This window comes from Melioribacteraceae bacterium, from assembly GCA_035362835.1.
GTDB lineage: Bacteria > Bacteroidota > Ignavibacteria > Ignavibacteriales > Melioribacteraceae > DSXH01.
In genome coordinates this window covers 657,381-679,459 of the sequence record DAOSDY010000001.1, presented here as the reverse complement: position 1 = coordinate 679,459, position 22,079 = coordinate 657,381, and the positions used below count along the sequence as shown (strand labels likewise).

The 22,079-nt window shown below is 39.7% G+C and carries 18 protein-coding genes; 5 read left to right on the top strand and 13 right to left on the bottom strand.

Annotated features, from left to right (window positions below; genetic code table 11):
• Positions 1 to 15: 15 nt before the first annotated feature.
• The 5 genes from PLZ15_02895 to PLZ15_02875 all read right to left on the bottom strand — a co-directional run bounded on the left by PLZ15_02895 (position 16) and on the right by PLZ15_02875 (position 7,170).
• A complete protein-coding gene (locus tag PLZ15_02895) occupies positions 16 to 429 on the bottom strand; it encodes a response regulator (GenBank protein HOI28682.1) in 414 nt (137 codons plus the stop codon).
• A 131-nt stretch (positions 430 to 560) separates the two neighbouring features.
• Positions 561 to 923 (bottom strand): response regulator transcription factor, encoded by a 363-nt coding sequence (locus tag PLZ15_02890; protein ID HOI28681.1) that lies wholly within the window; start codon positions 921 to 923, stop codon positions 561 to 563.
• A gap of 187 nt (positions 924 to 1,110) precedes the next feature.
• Complete coding sequence (locus PLZ15_02885) at positions 1,111 to 1,743, bottom strand: response regulator transcription factor (protein ID HOI28680.1); 633 nt, start codon at positions 1,741 to 1,743, stop codon at positions 1,111 to 1,113.
• A gap of 98 nt (positions 1,744 to 1,841) precedes the next feature.
• Entirely contained in the window at positions 1,842 to 4,298 is a 2,457-nt protein-coding gene (locus PLZ15_02880) for a PAS domain S-box protein (protein ID HOI28679.1), read from the bottom strand.
• Between the two features lie 40 nt (positions 4,299 to 4,338).
• Positions 4,339 to 7,170: a PAS domain S-box protein gene (locus PLZ15_02875; protein HOI28678.1), complete on the bottom strand. Its 2,832-nt coding sequence runs from the start codon at positions 7,168 to 7,170 to the stop codon at positions 4,339 to 4,341.
• A gap of 214 nt (positions 7,171 to 7,384) precedes the next feature.
• Between PLZ15_02875 and PLZ15_02870 the strand changes: the two genes are divergently transcribed.
• Positions 7,385 to 8,293: a DUF1684 domain-containing protein gene (locus PLZ15_02870; GenBank protein HOI28677.1), complete on the top strand. Its 909-nt coding sequence runs from the start codon at positions 7,385 to 7,387 to the stop codon at positions 8,291 to 8,293.
• A 141-nt stretch (positions 8,294 to 8,434) separates the two neighbouring features.
• Positions 8,435 to 9,091 carry a DedA family protein gene (locus PLZ15_02865; GenBank protein ID HOI28676.1) on the top strand — a complete coding sequence of 219 codons (657 nt, stop codon included), beginning with the start codon at positions 8,435 to 8,437 and terminating at the stop codon, positions 9,089 to 9,091.
• Positions 9,092 to 9,101: 10 nt separating this feature from the next.
• Here the strand turns inward: PLZ15_02865 and PLZ15_02860 are convergent, their stop codons facing one another.
• Together PLZ15_02860 and PLZ15_02855 are read right to left on the bottom strand one after the other, a co-directional pair.
• Positions 9,102 to 10,931: an alpha-amylase family glycosyl hydrolase gene (locus PLZ15_02860; protein HOI28675.1), complete on the bottom strand. Its 1,830-nt coding sequence runs from the start codon at positions 10,929 to 10,931 to the stop codon at positions 9,102 to 9,104.
• A 42-nt stretch (positions 10,932 to 10,973) separates the two neighbouring features.
• Complete coding sequence (locus PLZ15_02855) at positions 10,974 to 13,376, bottom strand: DUF5686 family protein (GenBank protein HOI28674.1); 2,403 nt, start codon at positions 13,374 to 13,376, stop codon at positions 10,974 to 10,976.
• A 159-nt stretch (positions 13,377 to 13,535) separates the two neighbouring features.
• Between PLZ15_02855 and PLZ15_02850 the strand changes: the two genes are divergently transcribed.
• On the top strand, positions 13,536 to 14,441 hold the full coding sequence (locus PLZ15_02850; protein HOI28673.1) for a TIGR01777 family oxidoreductase: 906 nt from the start codon (positions 13,536 to 13,538) through the stop codon (positions 14,439 to 14,441).
• Between the two features lie 3 nt (positions 14,442 to 14,444).
• Here the strand turns inward: PLZ15_02850 and PLZ15_02845 are convergent, their stop codons facing one another.
• The 6 genes from PLZ15_02845 to PLZ15_02820 form a co-directional block, all read right to left on the bottom strand.
• Positions 14,445 to 15,674 (bottom strand): hypothetical protein, encoded by a 1,230-nt coding sequence (locus tag PLZ15_02845; protein ID HOI28672.1) that lies wholly within the window; start codon positions 15,672 to 15,674, stop codon positions 14,445 to 14,447.
• A 9-nt stretch (positions 15,675 to 15,683) separates the two neighbouring features.
• Positions 15,684 to 16,313, bottom strand: a complete 630-nt coding sequence (locus PLZ15_02840) for a hypothetical protein (GenBank protein HOI28671.1) — start codon at positions 16,311 to 16,313, stop codon at positions 15,684 to 15,686.
• A gap of 3 nt (positions 16,314 to 16,316) precedes the next feature.
• Complete coding sequence (locus PLZ15_02835) at positions 16,317 to 16,844, bottom strand: hypothetical protein (GenBank protein ID HOI28670.1); 528 nt, start codon at positions 16,842 to 16,844, stop codon at positions 16,317 to 16,319.
• A 196-nt stretch (positions 16,845 to 17,040) separates the two neighbouring features.
• Positions 17,041 to 18,417 (bottom strand): hypothetical protein, encoded by a 1,377-nt coding sequence (locus tag PLZ15_02830; GenBank protein ID HOI28669.1) that lies wholly within the window; start codon positions 18,415 to 18,417, stop codon positions 17,041 to 17,043.
• 6 nt (positions 18,418 to 18,423) lie between these two features.
• Entirely contained in the window at positions 18,424 to 19,023 is a 600-nt protein-coding gene (locus PLZ15_02825) for a hypothetical protein (protein HOI28668.1), read from the bottom strand.
• A gap of 4 nt (positions 19,024 to 19,027) precedes the next feature.
• Positions 19,028 to 19,516 carry a hypothetical protein gene (locus PLZ15_02820; protein HOI28667.1) on the bottom strand — a complete coding sequence of 163 codons (489 nt, stop codon included), beginning with the start codon at positions 19,514 to 19,516 and terminating at the stop codon, positions 19,028 to 19,030.
• Positions 19,517 to 19,768: 252 nt separating this feature from the next.
• Here PLZ15_02820 and PLZ15_02815 point away from each other — a divergent pair, with 252 nt between their 5' ends.
• Both PLZ15_02815 and PLZ15_02810 read left to right on the top strand, forming a co-directional pair.
• Entirely contained in the window at positions 19,769 to 20,356 is a 588-nt protein-coding gene (locus tag PLZ15_02815) for an isoprenylcysteine carboxylmethyltransferase family protein (protein HOI28666.1), read from the top strand.
• A 6-nt stretch (positions 20,357 to 20,362) separates the two neighbouring features.
• Entirely contained in the window at positions 20,363 to 21,997 is a 1,635-nt protein-coding gene (locus tag PLZ15_02810; protein HOI28665.1) for an N-acetylmuramoyl-L-alanine amidase, read from the top strand.
• The last annotated feature ends 82 nt before the right edge of the window (positions 21,998 to 22,079 follow it).

Below are 22,079 nucleotides of genomic sequence, written 5' to 3'. Positions count from 1 at the left end.
GCCTTCTTTCTGCTATTAAGCTATCTGAAACATCTTCTGCATTTCTCTGCGGGATTTAACTGAATGCTGCGTTTCCATTAAACTTCTTATCTTTTCAAGAATTTCTTCGAACTGCCCGATTTTATCGAAACAAAAATCGGCTCCATTCGACATAAATTTTCTCATTATATCAATATTCGGAAATAGTGTCAGAAGAATTATTGCAGCATCGGGATTATTCTGCCTTAACAGGCTAATAATCTCTCTGAAACGGCCATGCAGATAATCCATGTCTATAATTGCGAGGTCAAAGCTCCGGCTTTTAATTAAATCAATAGTGTCGTCAATTCCTGAGACAGCCGCTACATTTATATTGTATGCTATCGCTTCAATGTTCCTTACAAGCGATGATCTTACTTCTTTTGAACTTTCAAAAAGTAAAATGTTCATCTAATTCTCCGGTTATTACGATTGCAAATTAACCTGAGTGCAAAATGTTGACTATAGTACATTTAATAATTGTTTTGTGGTTTAAGTATGAAAAAAATGTAATTGATACGACTACAGGCTGTCCGCAGAGATTATAATTTCAGCTTGCTGAGAGTTTTTATGAGCTGTTCAATGTCGTTAGTCTTATCGTAAAAATAGTCTGCCCCGAAACCAATTGACGTTTTCTTAAAAATATCGATTGAATAATTTGTAAGAATAATAACCTTTGTTTCCGGACTTTTTCTTTTAATTTCTGAAAGAACATCGAGACCGGTACCCTTTTTCAGATTGATATCGAGGATTACAATATCGGGAAGGTTATCGTTGAAAAGCTGAACTGCACTTGCCTCAGTTTCCGCAACTCCGATTATTTCAAAGTTTTGAAGGAGATTTAACCATCTTATAAGGCTTGTAACAATTTCGGGTGAATCGTCAACAAGGAGTATTTTTTTCACTTTCAACCATATTATTTGAGTGCAATCTAATTTAAAAGCAAAATTTTGTATGTAATACGCGGTATGATTATCATGTAGTAAAATTACTACATAGGGTAGTAAATATGAGGAGAGGAGAGAATCAGTTCCTAAAAAACTCTTGTGAGATAAAAATGAAATCTGAGTGCTGTAATGACTTTACGCTAATTTATTCCATCAAATTATTTTGAATCGCATATCGTATAATATCAGCGTTGCTTTTGAAATTCAGTTTTTCCAGTATTCTACTGCGATAAGTATTAACAGTACTTACACTGATTGCCAGTTCATCAGAAATATCGGATTGAGATTTTCCAGAAGCAATCATTTTGAGTATCTGAAATTCACGGTCCGATAGAATTTCATGAGGTTGTTTCTCGGTATGATCATAAAGGTCGTTTGCAAGTTTTTCCGCAAGGAATTCGCTTACATACTTGCGGCCGGAAGCGACTCTCCGGATTGCCGTAAGGATATCGTCGGGCAGTGAGTCTTTGGTAATATATCCTGAAGCACCGGCTTTCAGAGTCCGCTTGGCAAACTGGTCTTCAGGCAACATCGACATAATCAGCACTTTTACATCCGGCAGAATCTGTTTTACTTCCTTAAGCACATCCAGACCGCTTTTGCCGGGCATGGAAATATCGAGAAGAATAATATCCGGATTGGTTTCTCTTATCCGGTCACAAACAGTAAACGGATCTGCGGTCTCACCCACAATTTTGAGATCGCTTTCTAGTCCCACAAGATTTTTAATCCCTTCGCGTATCAGGGAATGATCATCGGCAACAAAAATCTTAATCATTTGGAGCCCTTTCTCTCAGGTGTCTGAAATATAACAGCAAATTAGGTTTATAGCATCTCTTTTTTTTCAAAAGTGGCCTGCATCAAAACCGTCGGTATTTATAATTCAGGCACAAACAATTTAATTTTTGTTCCTCTATTCTGCTCTGAGGAGATAGACAGTTCCCCCTTAATCAGTTTTGCTCTTTCTCTCATGCCGATTATTCCGTAAGTATTTCTGGTAAGACTATCTTTTGCCATACCGATTCCGTTATCAGTTATTTCCAGAATGTATCCCGGTTTATCCCTGTTGAATCTTACTTCAACTTTTGAAGCGCGCGAGTGCTTGGCTATATTGTTTAAAGATTCCTGCAGAATTCTAAACAGGGAAATTTCCATGTTTTTATCCAGCTTCAGTTCTTTTACATCGGTAGAAAAGCTGCATTCGATTCTGGTTTCCTTTTTAAATTCCTCTGTCTGCCACTCAAGAGCTGTAATTAGTCCGAGCTTATCTAGAACCTCGGGCCGTAAAGCGGTTATCAGTTTTCTCAGTTTAATCACGGAGCGGTCTATAATTCCCGCCATCGAATCGATATCGTTCAGCAGATCGTAATGTTCTCCTGCTTTATTACGGCTGTTAATATTCCTTTTAAGGAATGTAAGATTCATTTTCATGGATGTAAGGACCTGACCGAAATCATCATGTATTTCGCGTGCAATCGATTCGCGCTCCTCCTCCCTTGCAGTTTGAAGATGCCTTGTAAGAAGCTCGAGCTGATTATGATATCTCTGAAGCTCCTCTTCAGATTTTTTACGGTCGCTTATGTCCCGCAGTATAACATGAATCGCATTGCCGCCGTGTAAAGGGAATGGCGCGGCGGATACTTCTACATCTATTTCAGTACCGTCCAGGCATACTATTTTCTCTTCGATCGGCAGAACAGGTCTGCCCGTTTCCCGCATTGTCAAAATCCTCTGCCGTATATTGTCGTGAAAATCGTGATGAAAAATATCGAATGGTGAGAGTCCGATTAGCTGATCTTTTTCTCCGGCCCGCATCAGATTTTGAAATTCCCTGTTTACCAGAACAATCTCATCGTCAAAATTAATAAAGACCGCATCCGGCGCATTCTCGAAGAGATTCTGGTATTGAGTCTGGGATTCGGCCAGTTTGATCTGCATCTCCTTCTTTGCCGAAATATCCTCAACAACACCAAGTATCTGTTTCGGTTTTCCATCGGCTGTTCTGGAGAAAATAACATCCCACGAATGGAGCCACCGGAATTTCCCTTTCTTATCCTTCATCCGGTATTCAAGTTCCAGAACATCATTCTCCTGTGCATTTTCGTATCTCTTAATGTTCTGAGAAAGCTTTTTAAAATCATCCGGATGAAGTAGGCTGGGGAACAAATTACTTCCCATCTGTAATATTTCTTCGGGCGTATATCCGAGCTTTTCAAAAATATTTTTGTTTGTATAAATGTTCCGGTCTTCTATTATGTCGTAAATATAAATTGCAAGCGGGATGGTATCTGTGATTTTCTGAATGAAAGTCTGTGATTCTTTCAATCTTTCGGCAGCACGCTTGGTCTCGGTGATATCCTGAAAAGAACCCTTCACTTTAACTACTTTGTTGTTCTTAATAACGGGCTGCCCGATTGTCCTAACCCATTTATTTACATTATTAGCAGTCAGCATTTCCAGTTCAAGATCGTAAGGTTTCCCGTTTTCGAGTGCCTCCTTAATTGCTGCTTCAATCTTTGCGCGCGAATCTTCAGTATAAAAACTGACACCAAGCTCAACATTGGTCGGTAGGGAAGGGTCTAAATCGTGAATCCGTGCCACTTCATCTGTCCATGTCCCTTTTAATGTGACGGCGTCAAACTCCCATCCTCCGACTTTTGCAATTCTTCCGGTTTCTTCAAGTAAAAGATCTTTCTCGTTCAGCTCCTCTTCATAAAGTTTCTGTTTAGTAACATCCGAGATCGAAGCAACAACACCAGAGAATTTCGATTTTTCGGTATAAATGGGAGAAGCATTTAAGGATAGATATATTTTTTTCTTGCCCGGGGATTCAATTGTAAATTCAACATTCCTTACCGGGGATTTCGTCCTTTTAACAACATAAAATGGAAGCTCTTCAGGTTGAATCGGGTGTCCATCCAGGGATCTTATTATCCATTCAGGCGAATCATATTTTCGCGATTCGATCTCTTTTTTTGAAAGTCCGAATAACTCGGATGCTTCTCTATTCGCAAATGTAAATTCTCCCTTTTCGTTTAATAAAGTAATGCCGACAGGGCTTGTTTCAACAATGCTTTGGAATAGCATTTTCTGTTTCTGGATTGAGACCACATCCCGGTGAATTAAAATGTAAATAATTATTGATGTAATACCGATAAAGAACAATCCTTTAACAGTTTGAAATGTGGACAGAGTAGCTGCATCGGGGAAGAACTGCTCAATAAATTTATCGGAAAAGAAGATCCATAAAAAAGAAATAATAAAGTAGATAAGCGCAATCCTGGATGGTACTGCAATCAGATTGTTGTTATCTAACCGGTTTCCATTTGCCATGGCTAACCTCGAAGGAATTTAATAATAATTTTCGCGATGATTAATCGGCTATGGGAAGTGAAAAAATAAACTCCGATCCTTTACCTAATTCACTTACGACATTAATCTGTCCGCCGTGTTTTTCAACAAATTCTTTACAAAGCACTAATCCTAGTCCAGTCCCTGTTTCGTTATCGGTTCCGGTTTTTGATAATGTCTCATCGAGGCGGAATAATTTATTCCTGGTATTGTCGTCCATTCCAACCCCGGTGTCTTTAACACTGATGAAAACCCTCTCATCTTTTTCGGTTGAAGAGATTGTAATTGATCCGTTTTTATTTGTGAATTTGAGTGCATTGGTTAAAAGGTTTCGCATGATTGTGTTAATCATATCCTCGTCGGCTTTCACGTGGATTTGTGAATCGATCCGGTTAACCAAAAGGATCTGCTTTTTAAGTGCGGTTGCTTTAACAAGCTCCATATTTTGAAGAATTATCTCCAAGAGTGTGATTTTTTGTGGATGGAATTCAATTTTTCCAGTCTGCGATCGGGACCATTGAAGCAGGTTATGAAGAAGATTGTGAGAAACTTCGGCCGATTTATTCATTTCCTGTATGTAATAAATCTTTTCCTCGTCAGATAAATCCTTAAAGTCAGATAGAAGTAATTCGGAGAATCCGAGTATTGTTATGAACGGGTTCCTTAAATCGTGAGCGAGGATTGAAAAGAATTTATCTTTTGTAGCATTTAGCTGGTTCAGCTCATCTACATATTTTTTGATTGCTTCGGCATTTTGTTTCCTTATAATTGCCTGTGCAATCTGTTCGGATACGAATATAAGAAGCTGCTTCTCGTTTTCACCGTAAGCATTCTCATTCTCATAATCCTGTACAACCATAGCTCCGACAACTTTGTCACCGAGTTTTAGCGGAACCCCAAGCCAGATAGCCTGCGGTGCGCCGATCAATTCAACCTCGCCCTGTTCTCGTAATTCGAGATCGCGTTTTGCGTCAATTAAAGCCGCCTCTCCTTTCCTAATAACAAACTCTGTCATACCTTTACCCAGCTTTTTCGGGGGCTGGGGCGGATCGTATTCATCAACAAAATAGGGGAACGTAAGTATGTCCTCCTTCTCATTATAAAGTGCAATATAGAAATTCTTAACCGGTAAAAGTTCGCTCATTATTTCATGGAGGCTTTTATAAAGATTATTTATGTCCTCCGAAGTCTGAGCAGCCTCCGATATTTTATAAATAACGCTCTGAAGTTTTTCCGAGTAGATTCTTTCGCTAATATCCCTTAAGGTTGCCTGAACTAATTTTTTGCCTTCGAGTACTACTGAATTTAATGCGATCTCAACATCAATAAGCTCGCCGTTCATTTTTTTGTGCTGCCAGTAGAATTTTTGCGGTTGACCGGAAAGAGCGAGTTTAATTTTTTCATTTGCCTTTATAGTGGAATTGCTACCGTCCGGCTGTGTCTCCGGTGAAAACTCTGCGGGATGGTGACCAATAATATCCTCTTTTTCACAACCGAAAATCTTTAGAGTAGAATTGTTGCAATCTTCGAATAGGTCTGTCATTAATAGTATTCCGTCGGCGGAATTTTCAAATAATACATGGTACCGCTCCCGCTCCTGAAGAAGAGCTTCGTCGGCCTGCTTTTTTTCAGTTACATCATCGTAAATGGCAACGATTTCACCAGAAGGTAATTTATAAACATAATTTTCGTACCAGCCGGTTATTCTTTCATCTTTATAATTTTTTACAGGAAAAAGTTCAGGTTTTCCGGTTTTCCAGACACGCTTGAATACATCCAGAAGACCGAATTCTTTTGTTCCGGTAAATACGTCTAAAATATTTTTACCAATAATCTCTTCTCTTTTAATATTTAGTGAATTCTCGCTTGCCTGATTGAAATCCTTAAAAATAAAATCCTCGCCGTCATTCTTCACTTCGTAAATTGAACAACCGCTGCTCATATTATTAAAAAGTTCTTTAAACCTCGTCTCATTCTCCTTGATGGCTCTTTCTGCGAGCTTCTGGTCTGTGATATTCCTTGTAATCCCGAATGTCCCTATTATCTCGTTGTTTTCATTGTAAAGCGGCATCTTGGTTGTTGAAACCCATGTGGTGCTTCCGTCTTTGTATATTTGAACTTCCTCTCTACCGATTATCGGCTGCCCGGTTCTAATAATTTCCTGCTCATTATTATATGCCTGTACTGCATGTGTCTCGTCGAAAAAATCGAAATCGGTCTTCCCGATCAATTCTTCCGGATTAACATAACCGTGTTTCTTTGCTTTGGAATAGTTGACTACTAGATACTTACTTTCCCGGTCTTTGAAATAGATACTGTCGGGTATGTTGTGCATCAAAGCTTTCAGCAATCTTTCTTCAGACGCCAGGCGGGATATAATTTCGCGCTGTCCGGTAACATCCTCGGCAACGGCAATAAAATATTTAATTTTTTTATTGTCCCCCTTAATAGCAGTTACGCTTACTCTCCCCCAGATTATCGATCCGCTTTTATGAATATATCTTTTTTCTACTTGATAGGTGTTTCTTTTACCGGCAAGTATCTCTTTGAACATCTTTATACTTATATCTTTGTCGTGAGGGTGGGAGAGATCGGTATAAGTCATCTTCGAAAGTTCTTCGTTGCTGTATCCGAGAGTTCTAGTTATAAAACTGTTTGCGCCGATAATTTTTCCTGTATTGCTTATAATTATTATTCCCAGATTTGCGTTATCAAAAGCAAAATTGAATAGCGTCTCCTTTTCTGTCTCCAGGAGCGCTGAACCTTCGGCTTCGGATTTTTTGAGAAGTGTATTATACTTTCTTTTTAGGGAGGTAAGCTCTTTAAGCAGTTCAGCTTTGGTTTTTTCGGCCATTTAATATCCGGATTTTTTAAATCATTTTGTTATGATTTTTCAGGTTGAATATAAATAAATTGTGATATAAATGGAATTCAATCTTTGAGCGATTTTATGAGTCGTAATCCATAATATCCAACTAAAACCGGCTTGACCGAGAGTAACTTCATCAATCGTATGGAATCGGGGGGCTTTAATCCTTAAGTTAACAGTCAAAAAAATCAGGCATTGTATGAAACACTTTAGAATACTATTGGCAGTGCAGACACTTATAATTTTCTCCTCCTGTTCTACTCAATTAAAAGAGAAGGGTGATCCGGCATATGTTTCCGGAATAAAAAAATGGAAGGAAGTCAGGATTGAAAATCTGAAAAAGGAGAACGGCTGGCTGAATCTTGCAGGACTTTTCTGGCTCGGGGAAGGGGAGAATAAATTCGGATCTGACAAATCGAATCAAATAATTTTCCCAGAAGAAAAATCTCCCGGTTTCATGGGAAGTTTTTTCCTGAAGGATTCAATCGTTACGATGAAAATTAATGCAGGTGTTGAAGTGTTCCTTGAAAATTGCGAACTGGTCTCTGAGATTATTCTTAAGCACGACCAGCAGAAAGAAACTACAATCCTCGACCATGGGTCTCTCAGGTGGAACTTAATTAAGAGAGGCGAACGTTATGGTATCAGACTCCGTGACCTTGATGCGGCGCTTGTAAAAAATTTTCAGGGTATTGAATCTTATCCTGTTAACGAAGATTGGAGAATAGAAGCGGTCTTTGAATCATATAATCCTCCTAAAGAGATCGATATTCCTAATGTTATCGGGACAGTTGAAAAAGGGATTTCTCCGGGCGCGCTTGTTTTTGAAATGGAAGGGAATCGATACAGGCTGGATGTTACGGATTCAGGAAGATCCTACTTCCTGATATTTGCCGACCTTACGAACGGAAAGGAGACTTACGGCGCCGGAAGATTTCTTTCGGTTGAAAAAGCCGACTCTACAGGGAGGATTTATATAGACTTTAACAAATCCTATAATCCGCCCTGTGCTTTTACGAAATTTGCTACATGTCCGTTACCGCCGGCGCAGAACTATCTGAAAATTGAAGTAACCGCAGGCGAAAAGAATTTTGGAGAAGGTCACTGAAACCAATTACCGTATCAAATCCACCTTCTTTATTACAGGCGGACGATATTAAGAATTTTGTTTTTGTAATAACCCTGTTTCTTGTAAATTGTTTACCGGTTTTTTTAAAAAACGTATACTGAAAGGAATTAACGGATATCTATGGAAATAATAAACTACCTGATCGATCTATTTCTGAATCTGGACGATCATCTTCACGAACTGATTCTTGAATACGGTGCTTATACATATGGTATCCTCTTCTCTGTAATATTTGCAGAAACCGGATTTGTATTTACTCCTTTTCTGCCGGGGGATTCGCTTTTATTCGCTGCCGGCACTTTTGCCGCCAAAGGATCGTTCGACCCCCATCTTCTGTTTCTTCTTCTTACTACCGCTGCTATTCTTGGCGATACTGTTAACTACTGGATAGGCCATTATATCGGAATGAAAATATTCGACCGCTTTCCCAAAATACTTAAACGGGAATATCTTGATAGAACTCATCAATTCTATGAAAAACACGGCGGTAAGACGATTATACTTGCCCGATTTGTACCGATTGTCAGAACATTTGCGCCGTTTGTAGCCGGAGTCGGTGCTATGACTTATTCCCGGTTTATCTCTTACAATGTTATAGGCGGAATTATCTGGGTCGGCATATTCGTTTACGGCGGATATTTCTTCGGCAACCTTGAGTTTGTTAAGAACAATTTTACAATAGTAATCATTACGATAATAATTATTTCAATACTCCCCGGTGTTACGGAGTATTTAAGGCACAGGAAATCCGCTTCTAAGATTGAAGGAGAAAAGTAGTTTTATTCAGTTATTCAATCATAAATATACCGGCTGATAACGGATTCATTTTCAGAATTAAATCACTCTCCAGAATTCTTTTCGAATTTGTTATCAACTCTATCAGACTTGTTTTTTCTCCGATCCGGTGCTTAACCGGATTCAAATCAACTAAGGCTTCTTTTTCGTTTCCGTTTATAACAATTAAAAATTTTCTGTTGCCATCCTCCCTGAAATAGTAATAAACATCTGATACCGGAGGATAATGAATCAGTTTGCCGTTAATAAATGCGCTGTGACTTTTTCTGATATGAATTAAATTCCGGATAAAGTTAAAAAATTCGTTTTCGAAATCACTGCGGCCTGATTTTTCAAATCCATTCTGTTTATCGCTTGGAAATCCGCCCGGGAACGGTGCTCTTAAAACACCGTGTCCGCGTCCGCCTGTCATCCCGATTTCGGAGCCGTAGAAAACGGATGGTATTCCTCGAGTTGTCATCATTATTACATAAGCGAGTTTTACTTTATCAACATTTCCGTTTGCATAGTACATTACACGTTCGAGGTCGTGGTTATCAACAAACGTAACTAATTGCGAAGGATCTGTAAAAAGAAAATCCTTTGCAATTACATTGAATACTTTATACAGTCCACCTCTTCCGGAAACAAAATCAATCAGTACATCGCGCAGACCGAAATCGGTGAGGGAGGGTAGATGGGTGTTAAAATTCTTTTTAAGGAAAGTGTCTCTCTGGTAAGCTGCAAGAAAATCACTTTCTCCAGTCCATACTTCACCTACTATGTTTAATGTCGGAAATTCATCCAGAATTGCTTTGGCCCAACTCGCAATAAATTTCTGATTGTTATAAGGGTGAGTGTCTTCGCGTATCCCGTCCAGACCGGAAAATTCGACCCACCAGATTGTATTCTGTATTATATAATTCTGGACGAACAGGTTCTCCTGATTTATATCGACCATGTCTCTAACAAACCATCCCCTCTCAACATGTTTGATAGTGGAACTATCCGCATAAGGATCCGTAAAGATCATCTTATGATGATTCGCTGGGAGATGATCCTCAATTGATCCGTTGATCCAGTTTTTCATCGGCAGATTTCTCATCCACGGATGATTATCGCTGAAATGATTAGCCACATGATCCAGAATTACTTTGATTCCTCTTTTATGAGCTTCATCAACATATTTTTTGTAAAGCTGGTTTGAACCGAGCCGCGGATCGGTATTATAAAAATCTGTTGCGGAATAACCATGATATGAACGGAAAGTATTGTTCTCTACTAGTGGTGTGGCCCAGACAGCCGTAACGCCCAGGTCTTTCAAATAATCGAGTTTATCGATCATTCCTTGGATATCTCCGCCGAACCGCCACTCGTTCGGAATTCTCTGCATCGAATCGTAATATCCGGAAATTGAGTCGTTAGCATGGTCTCCATTTGCAAACCGGTCCGGCATCAGCAAATAAATTATATCATTGCCGGAAAATCCCTGGTGACGTATCCCTTTCTCCCTTTGGTAAACGGGAAAGTCGATGGATGCTTTTCCGGATCCGTTTCTCAATTCAAGTTTGTAATCGCCTGACGGGAGCCGGTCGGGAATCTTTATGTCGATGAATGCATAAGAAGAATTTTCGGGTGTATGAATTTTTTTAATTTTTATCCTGCTGTCCGAAAACTTAGCCGATATACCATTCAGATTTTCCCCGTATATCATCAATTGGATATTGTTCCATTTCATTCCGGTCCACCAGTTGGGCGGTTCTACTTTCTCTATTTTCAAAGTCTGGGAAAAAATCGGGCTGAAAGAAAAAATCAGAAATAAGAACAGAAAAATTTTTTTCATCATTACCTCAAATGAATTCACTGAAAGATATTTTAAAATACTCTACAACACAAAAGTATTAAATCCAATAACAAAATTATTATTACCCCTGTAATTAAGTCTCCATGTAAATTCAACAGTTATGGGGAAGAGGATCTGACCGATACTGAAACCGAGCTCGTAGATCGGCTTGTCGAATTCTGTGTACTGTGCGGGAAGAATTCGTTTGCTCTCGTCAGATATCCTGAGCAGTGCCGCGTTAAAATAGGTTGTGAGAATCAGATTCCAATCCTTAAGCAGAGGGACCTTCAGCAGTCGGAATAATTCATCGTTCAAATTATACTGGGCCGTAAAGATAATTCCGTTATCGCCGAATACTTCGCCGATGCCGAAAGTTCTGAATGAATACTCCCTGCCGACGCTTTCGATATTACCCGGAAGGGCATACATCATCTGAAGCGGCACTTCGCCTTTCGATCCGATCCCCTTAATTAGAAAATTGAGCGCGGTAGTCTTGAATAGCGGGATAAAACCCGACAGGTTTAATTCATAGAATTGAAAATCGAGACTGCTTTTAAGCGAAGAACGATCGCTTAAAAGGGCTTTGCCATTAAAAATTAAATTCGGACCGCCGAACGAAATCTTTCGGCGGAAGTAACCATCTTCAATAAACTTCCTGAAATCAATTGAAAATTCTGCAGTAACAGCATTTACACGTGTTTCGCGGATAAGCTTATTGGTGCGGTATACTTTGGATCTGTTCAGAATTGAAAAGTTGGAATTGTTGTTTGCGCTGTTGTCCGTCCGGTTTAATAAACCGATTCCGGCACGAAGGATTGGAAAAATTTCGCCGGTTATCTTAGCTTCTATTCCTGTCGTGTAATAGTAATCCCTGAAATCGTATTTGCCGAGCAGACTTGTAAGTGTAGATGTAGAACGGTCATACCTCACCGATTCGCCGAACAAATCGGTAAGCTTGTTAAAAGCTTTAAGACTTACAGTGGTTGTCCTGTAGTCTCCCAGATAGTATCTCGCGTAAAAGTCGGTTTCAAACTTTTTATCGGAAAATCCGTAAGCAATGTCACCGCTCAAATTCAGTCTTTTATCCAGCTCGTTAGAGATTGAAAAACCGAAGTTCAGAGCATGACCGGTAATGTTATTGAAACTGTAGAGGGATAACGGCCCTGAAATTGAAAAATTATCGCTTAGCCGCAGACTGGATGATAAGATGGAAAAATCATCCCAGAAATCTTTCGGAATTGTTTCCAGGCTGTCGATTCTCCTGTAAGCCTCAATCTCCTGAAGAGTATTCGGAATTGTCTGTGTCGAACGCCAGAATGTTGAATCCTTCTTATCGGCGTCGGGCATTACTTTAATAACAATCATATCGAAGAAATCAGGGTCGATTCTGTTGTTGATTTCGTAATCGTAGAAGATCGTATTAAGCTCGAAGCCGAATTTGGCAAGACCCAGAAAATTTCCTTCAACAAAAACACGGTAGTCGATAGGCATTACAATACCGTTTTCGAATGGAACGAACTGCTGAAAAATATTTATCCTTGTAAAAATTCCGCCGGGGTTTGCAGCGCTGTTTAAATTAACATCAAGTTTAACCAGGGAAAATGTACCGTCCTTTATATAAATCTTACCGTAAAATCCCGGAGCGGTTCTATCAATCGGCTCGAAGTAGATCTGAAAAACATTTTTATTGTCCATTGCCAGAGTGTCTTCGATGATATAGTAATAATAATCCAGCGCGTTATCGGCGATAGGACCTGTTAAAGGTCTTGTGAAAAACTGAATGTCATTCGTATAAAAATTCTGAAGCAGCCGCCCTCCCGTTAAAATATTAATTGTAGATGGAGTATTGGCTGACTGTTTGCGTGCGATTATTTCATCCTTGTAATAATCGGGTTTCTTAAAATATCCTTTGCTTTCGTTTTCTATGATACCTGTTATTTTCAAATCCCCTGTATCTTTAGTTCCGATTGAAATTCCAACGCTTCTGTCCGATGTTGTAATATCCTTTGTGGTTTTTACGAGACCTTTGGTGTAAGCTTTAAAAATGTATGAATCGATCTTCTCCTCGCGGGTCTTCTTAGCTTCGATAGCCCGGCGGATAATTTCGTCGGCCGGATTCTCACCCGGCAGAACTGTAATCTCGGGGAGCTTAACCGGAATCGGTTCCAGGCGAATACTAATATTTCTGTCTGCAGAAAGATCAACTTTAACAGTATCGGACTTATATCCGATAAATGATGTAATGAGGGAATAATTGCCGGTTTTAAGTTTAAGTTCGAAATCACCGTCAAGATTTGCAGCCGTACCGATTGTTGTACCGGCGATCCGGATGTTGGCATAACTTAGAGGTTCACCACTATTGCTGTCGGTTATTTTCCCCGACACCGAAAATTGCTGCGCAAAACAATAGCTGTTCAATAGCAGCAATATAATTAACTTATTCATATTCCCCCTGTAGATAATTCCGGAAAACAATATTTCACCCTCTTACTTGAAGATTCAATATATCAAAAGCAATACCTCTATAACAAGTTCCGAAAAATATTAATTCTGAATCAAAACTTTTTATTTATCAATTTTGTTGTAAAGAAAAAAAGGTAATTTGTGAATAAAAAAATAGTCATAACGGGTGCCACAGGTTTTATAGGAAGCAACATTGCCAGGCGGCTGATTAAAGAGGGAAACCGGGTTTCTATTGTAAGCAGATCGACCGAAAGAGCGAAAAGTGTTATTCCTGATGCTGTTGAATATATTGAGTGGAATTATAAAACAGATCCTGCAGGTTTTGTGAATGGTAGGGATGTTGTAATACATCTTATGGGCGAAAATATTATGGCCCGGAGATGGACCGCTAAACATAAAAAAGAAGTAATTAACAGCAGGATTGAATCGACAAGGGCACTGGTTAAAGGGATTGAAAACGCGGAAGTTAAACCGGAATTGTTCGTCCATTCTTCGGCAATCGGTTTTTACGGAAACGGATTTTTTGAAGCCGACGAAAACAGTAAAAAAGGAAAAGGATTTCTGGCCGATGTTGTATCCGAATGGGAGAATGAAGCGGCTGAAGTTGAAAAATACGGTGTAAGAAGAGTGAGTGTAAGACTGGGAATTGTACTTGATAAGAATGAAGGCGCGTTGAAGAAAATGATACTTCCTTTTAAATTTTTTATAGGAGGCCCTTTAGGCAGCGGCAAACAGTGGTTCCCATGGGTAAGTATCGACGATGCTGCAGAGATTTTCAGGTTTGTAATTGAAAAAGAAAAAATTGAAGGACCTGTAAATGCAGTCGCTCCAGAGTTCATAGACATGAAAAGATTTGCAGCTACTCTTGGCAGAATAATGAAACGGCCCTCTTTATTCAGGGTTCCGGAATTTGCACTTAAAATGATTCTCGGTGAAGCAGCCGAAGCATTGGTTTACGGCGTTAAAGTGATTCCGGCGAGATTGGTTGAACACGGTTATAATTTCAGGTATAAGAATATTAATGAAGCTTTGATAAATCTGCTGTAGAGTTTATTCAAACCATGAAACAATTTCGAAATTGCCTGTACCCGGGAAGAACGGGGGACTGGCAACCATGAACCTGTCATCGTAACGGTAACGTTTCGAGAATCCGTTTATAATTGTTGATACTCCGCCGACAGTTCTGAACTCGCCAACCGGACCTCTTGCATTCTGAATTACGCCGCCATACAACTGAATAGCGCCTGCAACCGGCCTGCTCTGGTAATCCTCTGCCTGGAAGGATCCGGATTCCGAATAAATTGAAGCCTGAACCTTTATATTGTTATTGTTGGCGGCATTGTTGGTAATCTCAATATCTCTTTGCGCAATTATCCCGAGCATATCCTGTGAATTCGGATTTACCTGCGGATCGGTATTATAATAAATATCATCGTCCAGATAGATTTTTCCCCGGTCTCCTCCGGTTCCGGAAGATCCTATTGTAAATCTTCCTTTTACTCTCCCTTTAATTCTCAACTCGGCATTCTCTGCAAAAATTGCCCCGTTGGGCGCGAATGTCGAAGCCAATGCATAGTTCCAGGTCCCGGAACTGCTGTATCTGTATCTGATACTGTCACCCCTGAATTCGAGATAAACCAGAGACCGTCCTGTAAATTTGTATCCGCCGGCAGTTGCGGCTGCATTAAGGTTCGATACGCCGTTTGAGGGGATAGCGATATGAACACCGGTCTGGAATCCGCCGAGGAATTGAGGCCGGGCACTGTTGCTGTATTTAACAAGCCGTCCGTCTATTGTAACCTTTCCCATAAAAACGGGCCTGTCAGCAACACGTAATGATCCGTTCGTATGCAGAGGACCCCAAACAGTATCAGTAGTCGTCCAATATATATTGGCAGATTCTGAGTGTGAAAAGTAAGCATATTTTGAAAATGAACTCGGCCTTAATACTATTCTAATATTAGTCGAATAGTTTCCGTAAGTGCCTGTAACGTTAAGCTCCCTTATATTCTGATAGGCATCAACGGTTGAAAGAACCGCTCTTATAGTCCCGCCGTCGTAGCTGTAATTAAATGTCTGATCTGCAATGGAATTATTTAAAAACACCTGATTCGTTACAAGATTAACACCGGTTGCTGCAATGCTATGAGCCTTTGCATCAAAATAGTAATTGGTAAAGTTTTCAACAGTCGCAGTTGCCATGCTGTTAAAATTTCTTCCCGCCACCATAAAAATAATGGAGAAACCAAGTACTAATAATATTGCTCCTTTTCCACCCATCTACTTTTCCTACCTTAAAGTAAAATTTCTTGCCGGTAATCTTACCTGTCTCCAAAGAACCCTTTTATCAGCCGCATAATCATTGCCGTATGCGGCCGGATTCTCCACTGCCATATCAATTTGAATTGCTGCTATTCCAAGCGGAGGCGAAACAGGCATTGTTGAAATAGTATCTCCGTTTGCGTCAAAATAGGTGAGTCTAAATTGAGTTATGCCCAGGTTTGAACCGCCCGGTGTTGTTGAATTGACTACACGGTATAATAACCTGTCGAACGGATTTGGTGTAACTGTCAATTCTGATGCCGGCCCGAGATAGTAGTGTAATGTGTCTACAACCCCGTCTCCGTATGCATTTGAAGTTGTTACAATGTCAGTAAGGAATGAAATACGGTTTGAGTCAGCGCGAATAATTGCCACTGCGGGGTTTGGTATTGCCATCCAGTTGTTGCAGTATCCGATCTTTCTGAAATCGTATTCCAGAAGTTTTACAACGTCAACCAGATTCTGCTGAACAATTCTTTCGCCGCTGTACTGGTAATTATTCTGTACGGCAGAATCGTTCATTCTAAGCAGAATCATTAATAACATTCCGCCAATTATTGTTGATCCTATTATGTCGAGTATTGCGCTAAAACCCATATCTCACCTGAAATACCAGTAACTGTATATTGTTGATAACTTTATTGTATCGGTCATCTCCGGACTAATAACCCGAACAATCAGTCTTTTATGCCAGGTTCTCTGGTTGTAAGCCGAGTTAGGATTATTAAGCGAAACATAATCCACTCTGCAGAATGTCCGGAAAACTATTCTTCTGTTTGTTCCTTCGAATGCAAGTGTATCCAGTTTAGGGTTTGTTCTATAACAGTTGTAATCGTCAAAGTCGTTGAATCCTTCCGGATTAGTTGCGTTCTCACCGGCATCAATTCCTAAATAATTTATATTAGTAAGAGTTGTTAATGATGTAACAGCGATCGTGTCTGTATTATTATCGAATGCTTTGCCGGTAGCTTTCTCAATTGTTGAAGTAGCTAAAGAGGTGGCAAGTATTCCGTAACGGTTATCTATCATCGTCGAGTTTGTTGTGATCAAACCCCGGTTAGTAGTCAGGATTACCATACTTAATAAAAATACGGCTCCAATCGTTATTAACATTTGTCCGGTATTCATTTATTCTCTAACAATTCCCGCAAAAAGATATAAAAATTGCCGGCCTTATTCTACACTAATACTGTGCTGCAAAGCATTCCGGCCGGATTTAGAAAACCTTCTATTATTATCGAAATTCAAAGAAAAAAATTAATCTTTATAAATTCATCTTAAATCTGAATGTAATGAAGCTGATCAAATCAAAAAATATTCATTATTACTCATACCATGAGACAACTTCAAAATTCTGTGTGTGCGGAAAATATGGCGGAACCGAAAGTAAAAAACGGGTATCGTAAGAGTGGACAAATCTTAGGCCTTTAACCGGAGTGCTGCCCGAGTATACCGCTGTTTGGCGTGTGTCTTTTGCGATTAAACCGCCAAGTATATTCCAGTTTCCGAGGAATGACTGGTTTATAAGACCATACTCGGGACCGATATTCCCGGTAAGTGAGAACATAGAAGCATGTGTGCTAATGCTTTTCCCGCGAGTGCTTGCATTATCCTGAATTCTTATATTACTCTCGGCAATTACTCCAAGCATATCGTTCGAATTCGGATTTACTCTAGGATCATCTTTGTAAACAATGTTATCTTCGAAAAAAACCTGTCCCGCACCGGTTGAATTTATTTTCGTAGCAACAATTGTAATCCTTCCGTCAAGAGTCCCCTTTGTATAAATATTTCCTCTTTCAACATAAACAACTCCACTGGGCGCAAAAGAAGTAACCGAAACTGTTTTAGGGGTACTCCATGCACCGCTGTTTATACTTTGACTGTATGTAACGGTTGCGTCATTATTGAAATAGAGACGGACATTGGTAATATAATTATTGTTTGTTGTATCTCTGAAAATCCGGCTTGCATGGGAACGGAGTCCGGTTGTATCGAATTGAAGGGGGAGATCGACACCGGTTTCATATCCGCCGTAAAATTTCGGATCGGCTGGTGTGCCTTGTTTTTTCAATCCGTTTCTTGTGGTGACTTTACCCCAGAAGACAGGAGTGCCATCGGTTGTCAGTTTTGCATTCACGTGGAATGGTCCGTTGAAAGTATCGCCGGTCGCAGGGTAAGCGCTCATCGAGGAATAAAAATTTCCGAACTTTGCAAAGTTACTCGGTTTTAATTGTACAATTATAGTTTTGGTAACACCCTTATAACTGCCTTCGGAAATAATTGTCGCAATCTGATCGTCAAATTCGGCACCGCCGCATGGACCGAGATAATCGCCATGGGCCAGATGAGCAGAGACCGAACTTGTGGCAATTGAGATAGTTGTGCCGCCATCATTTTCTGGTTTATGACAGATTGTAGTCTTACCTGTCAGTCCGTTGATGTTATTGCTTATATAAACGTTTATCTTTCCTCCGCCGAAACTGAGATTGGAATAACCGGCTTCCCAGTATTTATCCATAAATAATTGATTGGCCGCCATGTTGGCGCCCGTAATAGCAAGGTTATGAGAAACAGCATCGATGAAATATTTGGACTCATTATCAACTGCACGGATTGATAATCCGGCAAAATTCTGTCCGACAACAAGAAAAATTAAACTGAATCCGAGTATAAGTAGTATAGCTCCTTTTCCGCCCATGTCAGGTCACCTGTTTTTTAGATTTCGTGCAGCAAGTCTGATCTGCCGCCAGAATACTGTTGAGTATTCATTTTCATATGCAATAGTACTTTCAACTTTTATATCGATTCTCATAGTATAGATTGAACTTGGTACTGTTATCGGGAAGGGAAGCTGCTGTCCGAGAGCATTGAAGTAGATCATTTTAAATTTTGTAACACCAAGGTTCGAACCCCCCGGTGTATCATTATTGACCACACGGTATAACAACCGATCATCAGGATTAGGTGTTTCTAAAAGTGAATCGGGTGAACCCAGGTAGTAATGAAGCGTATCAACAATTTCATCTGAATCAACATCAGTAAGAAACGAAATGCTGTTTGAATCGGCAGCCAGAATTGCTTTAGAGGGATCCGGAATCTGTTCCCAATTTTTACAGTAACCGATCTTTCTGAAATCATATTCCAGAAGGGCAACAATTTCTACGAGGTTCTGCTGAACAATCAGCTCCCCGCCGTAGTTATAAGTGTTTTTAACTGAGGCATCATTCATTCTAAGCAGTATCAGGAAGAGCAAACCGCCTACTATAGTTGAACCCAATATGTCGATTAACGTACTAAATCCCATTTGACTACCTGAAATACCAGTAACTGAAGACTGATGATAAACGGATTGTATCCTTCATAGAAGGACTTGTTACGGTCACATTTATTTTTTTATGCCATGTCTGTGAAGAAACAAATGATTCCGGATTGGAAGGAGTTATGTAACCAACCTGACAGGAGATATAAAACGGAGCAGATTGAAAAGAAGAATCCCCGGCTGTACTCCGGACATATCCGTTGAAATCGTCAAAGTCGTTGAAATTCGGATATATTTCGCCTGCTTCCGGGCCGAGTGATGCTACTGTCGTAAGAACAGAAGTTTGACTTATAGAAGTTGTATCAGTTGCTTTATCGAATGCTTTGCTGTTGGCCTCCTCGATTATTGAAGTACCGAGTGAGACTGCCAGAACTCCGAATTTTGTATCGAGCATTACCGAACTCGTGCTGAAGAAGACATTATTTATTCTCAAAATTACCAGAGAAAGCAGTAGTAATGCGGCTATTGTAATTAACATCTGTCCTGTGTTCATAATTTTAATACATCTTGCTTGATAAAAAATCCCCCCGGTTTTCCCGGCTTTGTTACACAAAAATTGTGCTAAGACTTGACGAGTAAACGGGCTTAAATTCAGGTTTTTTTCAAGCTATTTTCTATCAGCATGTAACTGTGACAGGTAAAAATGTAAACGAATGGACCTCAATTTCTGCCGGCAGGATTTATTCTAAAGTTATTATATTGGGTTCAGATTTTATTAAATGACATCAATATGGATCCAGTTAATCTGATTGCAGCAATTATCTTATTCCTTTCTATGACCGCAAACTGGGGAGGGGCCCGGAAAGGGTTGAAAACTTCTATTACCAAAGTTGTTGTAAAACCTGATACTTTTCTTCAGAAAATTCCCCCGAATGTTTCGGCTGTTGTATTGATTCTGATCGTACTGGGGATTTTTAATATAGGTACTTTGGATAATGAGAAAGATGGATTGATACAAACGACCCGGTTTATAGGACTGGGATTCTTTGCGGTTTTTTCCTGGCTGCAGGTCTATTCCTACAGATCACTTGGAAGTTCTTATGCACCCGATATAGTGATTTTAAAAGATCACAAATTATATACAAATGGAATTTATAAATTTATCCGTCATCCCCAGTATCTAAGTCAGATTTTAAGTGATCTCGGTGCAGGAGTAGCTTTGATAAGTTACTTGGCTCTCCCGTTAATCCTGATTCTTGAAATTCCTCTTTTTATTATGCGCGCTTCGGTAGAAGAAAAGATGTTAGCCGGATATTTTAAGAGCGAATTTACAGAGTATAAAAAAAGAAGCGGTTTCCTTATCCCTTTCATCGGTTAATACGGAATGAGAAGTACACTGGTAAAATATCTTTTGATAATTCTTATTTTGATTTCTGCAGATCTGAACGCTCAGCGCCTTCTTAAAATTTCTGTTGAAATCAACGGAAGGGAATCGACTCTATCATATATTTCAAGGAATGGGTTTGCATTTGTATCGGGTAAAGAGATCGCATCAATTCTTTCGGCAAATATTTTCTATAACCAGGATGCCGCAAAGCTTGAGATCAAATTCCCGGATTACACCATTAAGCTTACTGCCAGGAATCAGTTTCTTATTTTAACAAGGCGCTCTGATAACACAACAAGTATTTATCAACTTCCGATCTCAACCCTGCTGATTAATAACGATGTCTTTGTTCCTCTCCTCTATTGCCAGAATTATCTTAGTCTTGCATTCGGTAAAAAAATCAGTTTCGACAACAGTACAAAAAGTCTGACCGTTTTTGATGAACCCTATTCACCGGATCTCTTCTATGTAAACCTTGAAGATGAGAAAAAGGAAACGGAGACCGAATCAAAAACAATCGATAAATCCCAGCCCTCAAAACCGCCTGTTTCCAGGTACGATATTTATCTTCTGAACATTGAGGAAAAATCGAACGGAACTCTGATAAGACTTAAGACATCCCGTAAGTTACCGATACCGCGCCACTCAATTAACAACAATACACTTTATGTTTTCTTCCCCGGAATTTCGATGGCACCTGATATTATAAACAGTATTAAAAGTGCCGGACTAGTAAAAAGTGTAAGACGGGTTGCCCTTTCCCAAAAGAATTCTCAGCTCGAGTTTTCGCTCGACGAAGGATTCTCATCATCGGAAGCTTTCCTCGACCTTGAGAGCAACGACATTATGATTACAATTCATAATAAACTTTTCACTTCGCAGAATCTTCCTGTAACCGATTCCAAATCCAAATGGATTTTTGATACGGTTGTTATTGATGCGGGTCACGGGGGTAAAGACCCCGGGGCTATTGGTGTAACGGGCGTTAAAGAAAAGGATATAAATCTCAGGCTGGCTCTTAAACTCGGCGCCCTTTTTGAAAAAGAACTCCCCGGCGTAAAGATTGTTTATACGCGTAAGACCGATCAGTTCATAGAACTTTTTAAACGTGGTAAAATTGCCAATGAGGCCGGCGGTAAATTATTCATTTCGATCCACTGCAATTCTACAGTTAAAAAGGATATTAGTCATAGAGGTTTTGAAGTTTATCTTTTAAGACCGGGCAAGACACAGGACGCAATTGAAATAGCCGAGTTCGAAAACAGTGTAATTAAACTGGAAGATAATCCCGACCGGTATCAGAAACTTACAGATGAAAATTTCATACTTGTCAGCATGGCCCATTCACAGTATATGCGCTACTCCGAAAAATTTTCCGACCTACTGAACCAGGAATGGAAAAAGAGTGTTGAGATTCCATCGCTCGGAATTAAGCAGGCAGGATTCTATGTCCTGGTAGGTGCTTCTATGCCGGGCGTTTTGATTGAGACAGGTTTTCTTTCTAACCGGAAGGATGAGGCTTATCTGAACAGTAATAATGGTCAGAATGAAATTGCGCGGGCCATATTCAACTCCGTTGTTAAATACAGGAATTTTTATGATCGCGAAGTTGCTGAGGGTGCCGGAAACTAATATTTATTCACTGATCGAATTGATCTGGAAATATTATTGCCGACTTATCTTCATGCAGAATTTGTTAATAAAGTTTAATCGG

What these genes read in the sequence shown, in the direction of transcription:
- PLZ15_02895 (HOI28682.1), bottom strand. Translation starts at nt 429, where the DNA reads ATGAACATTTTACTTTTTGAAAGTTCAAAAGAAGTAAGATCATCGCTT.
- PLZ15_02885 (HOI28680.1), bottom strand. Translation starts at nt 1,743, where the DNA reads ATGATTAAGATTTTTGTTGCCGATGATCATTCCCTGATACGCGAAGGG.
- PLZ15_02880 (HOI28679.1), bottom strand. Translation starts at nt 4,298, where the DNA reads ATGGCAAATGGAAACCGGTTAGATAACAACAATCTGATTGCAGTACCA.
- PLZ15_02875 (HOI28678.1), bottom strand. Translation starts at nt 7,170, where the DNA reads ATGGCCGAAAAAACCAAAGCTGAACTGCTTAAAGAGCTTACCTCCCTA.
- PLZ15_02870 (HOI28677.1), top strand. Translation starts at nt 7,385, where the DNA reads ATGAAACACTTTAGAATACTATTGGCAGTGCAGACACTTATAATTTTC.
- PLZ15_02865 (HOI28676.1), top strand. Translation starts at nt 8,435, where the DNA reads ATGGAAATAATAAACTACCTGATCGATCTATTTCTGAATCTGGACGAT.
- PLZ15_02860 (HOI28675.1), bottom strand. Translation starts at nt 10,931, where the DNA reads ATGAAAAAAATTTTTCTGTTCTTATTTCTGATTTTTTCTTTCAGCCCG.
- PLZ15_02855 (HOI28674.1), bottom strand. Translation starts at nt 13,376, where the DNA reads ATGAATAAGTTAATTATATTGCTGCTATTGAACAGCTATTGTTTTGCG.
- PLZ15_02845 (HOI28672.1), bottom strand. Translation starts at nt 15,674, where the DNA reads ATGGGTGGAAAAGGAGCAATATTATTAGTACTTGGTTTCTCCATTATT.
- PLZ15_02840 (HOI28671.1), bottom strand. Translation starts at nt 16,313, where the DNA reads ATGGGTTTTAGCGCAATACTCGACATAATAGGATCAACAATAATTGGC.
- PLZ15_02835 (HOI28670.1), bottom strand. Translation starts at nt 16,844, where the DNA reads ATGAATACCGGACAAATGTTAATAACGATTGGAGCCGTATTTTTATTA.
- PLZ15_02830 (HOI28669.1), bottom strand. Translation starts at nt 18,417, where the DNA reads ATGGGCGGAAAAGGAGCTATACTACTTATACTCGGATTCAGTTTAATT.
- PLZ15_02825 (HOI28668.1), bottom strand. Translation starts at nt 19,023, where the DNA reads ATGGGATTTAGTACGTTAATCGACATATTGGGTTCAACTATAGTAGGC.
- PLZ15_02820 (HOI28667.1), bottom strand. Translation starts at nt 19,516, where the DNA reads ATGTTAATTACAATAGCCGCATTACTACTGCTTTCTCTGGTAATTTTG.
- PLZ15_02815 (HOI28666.1), top strand. Translation starts at nt 19,769, where the DNA reads ATGGATCCAGTTAATCTGATTGCAGCAATTATCTTATTCCTTTCTATG.
- PLZ15_02810 (HOI28665.1), top strand. Translation starts at nt 20,363, where the DNA reads ATGAGAAGTACACTGGTAAAATATCTTTTGATAATTCTTATTTTGATT.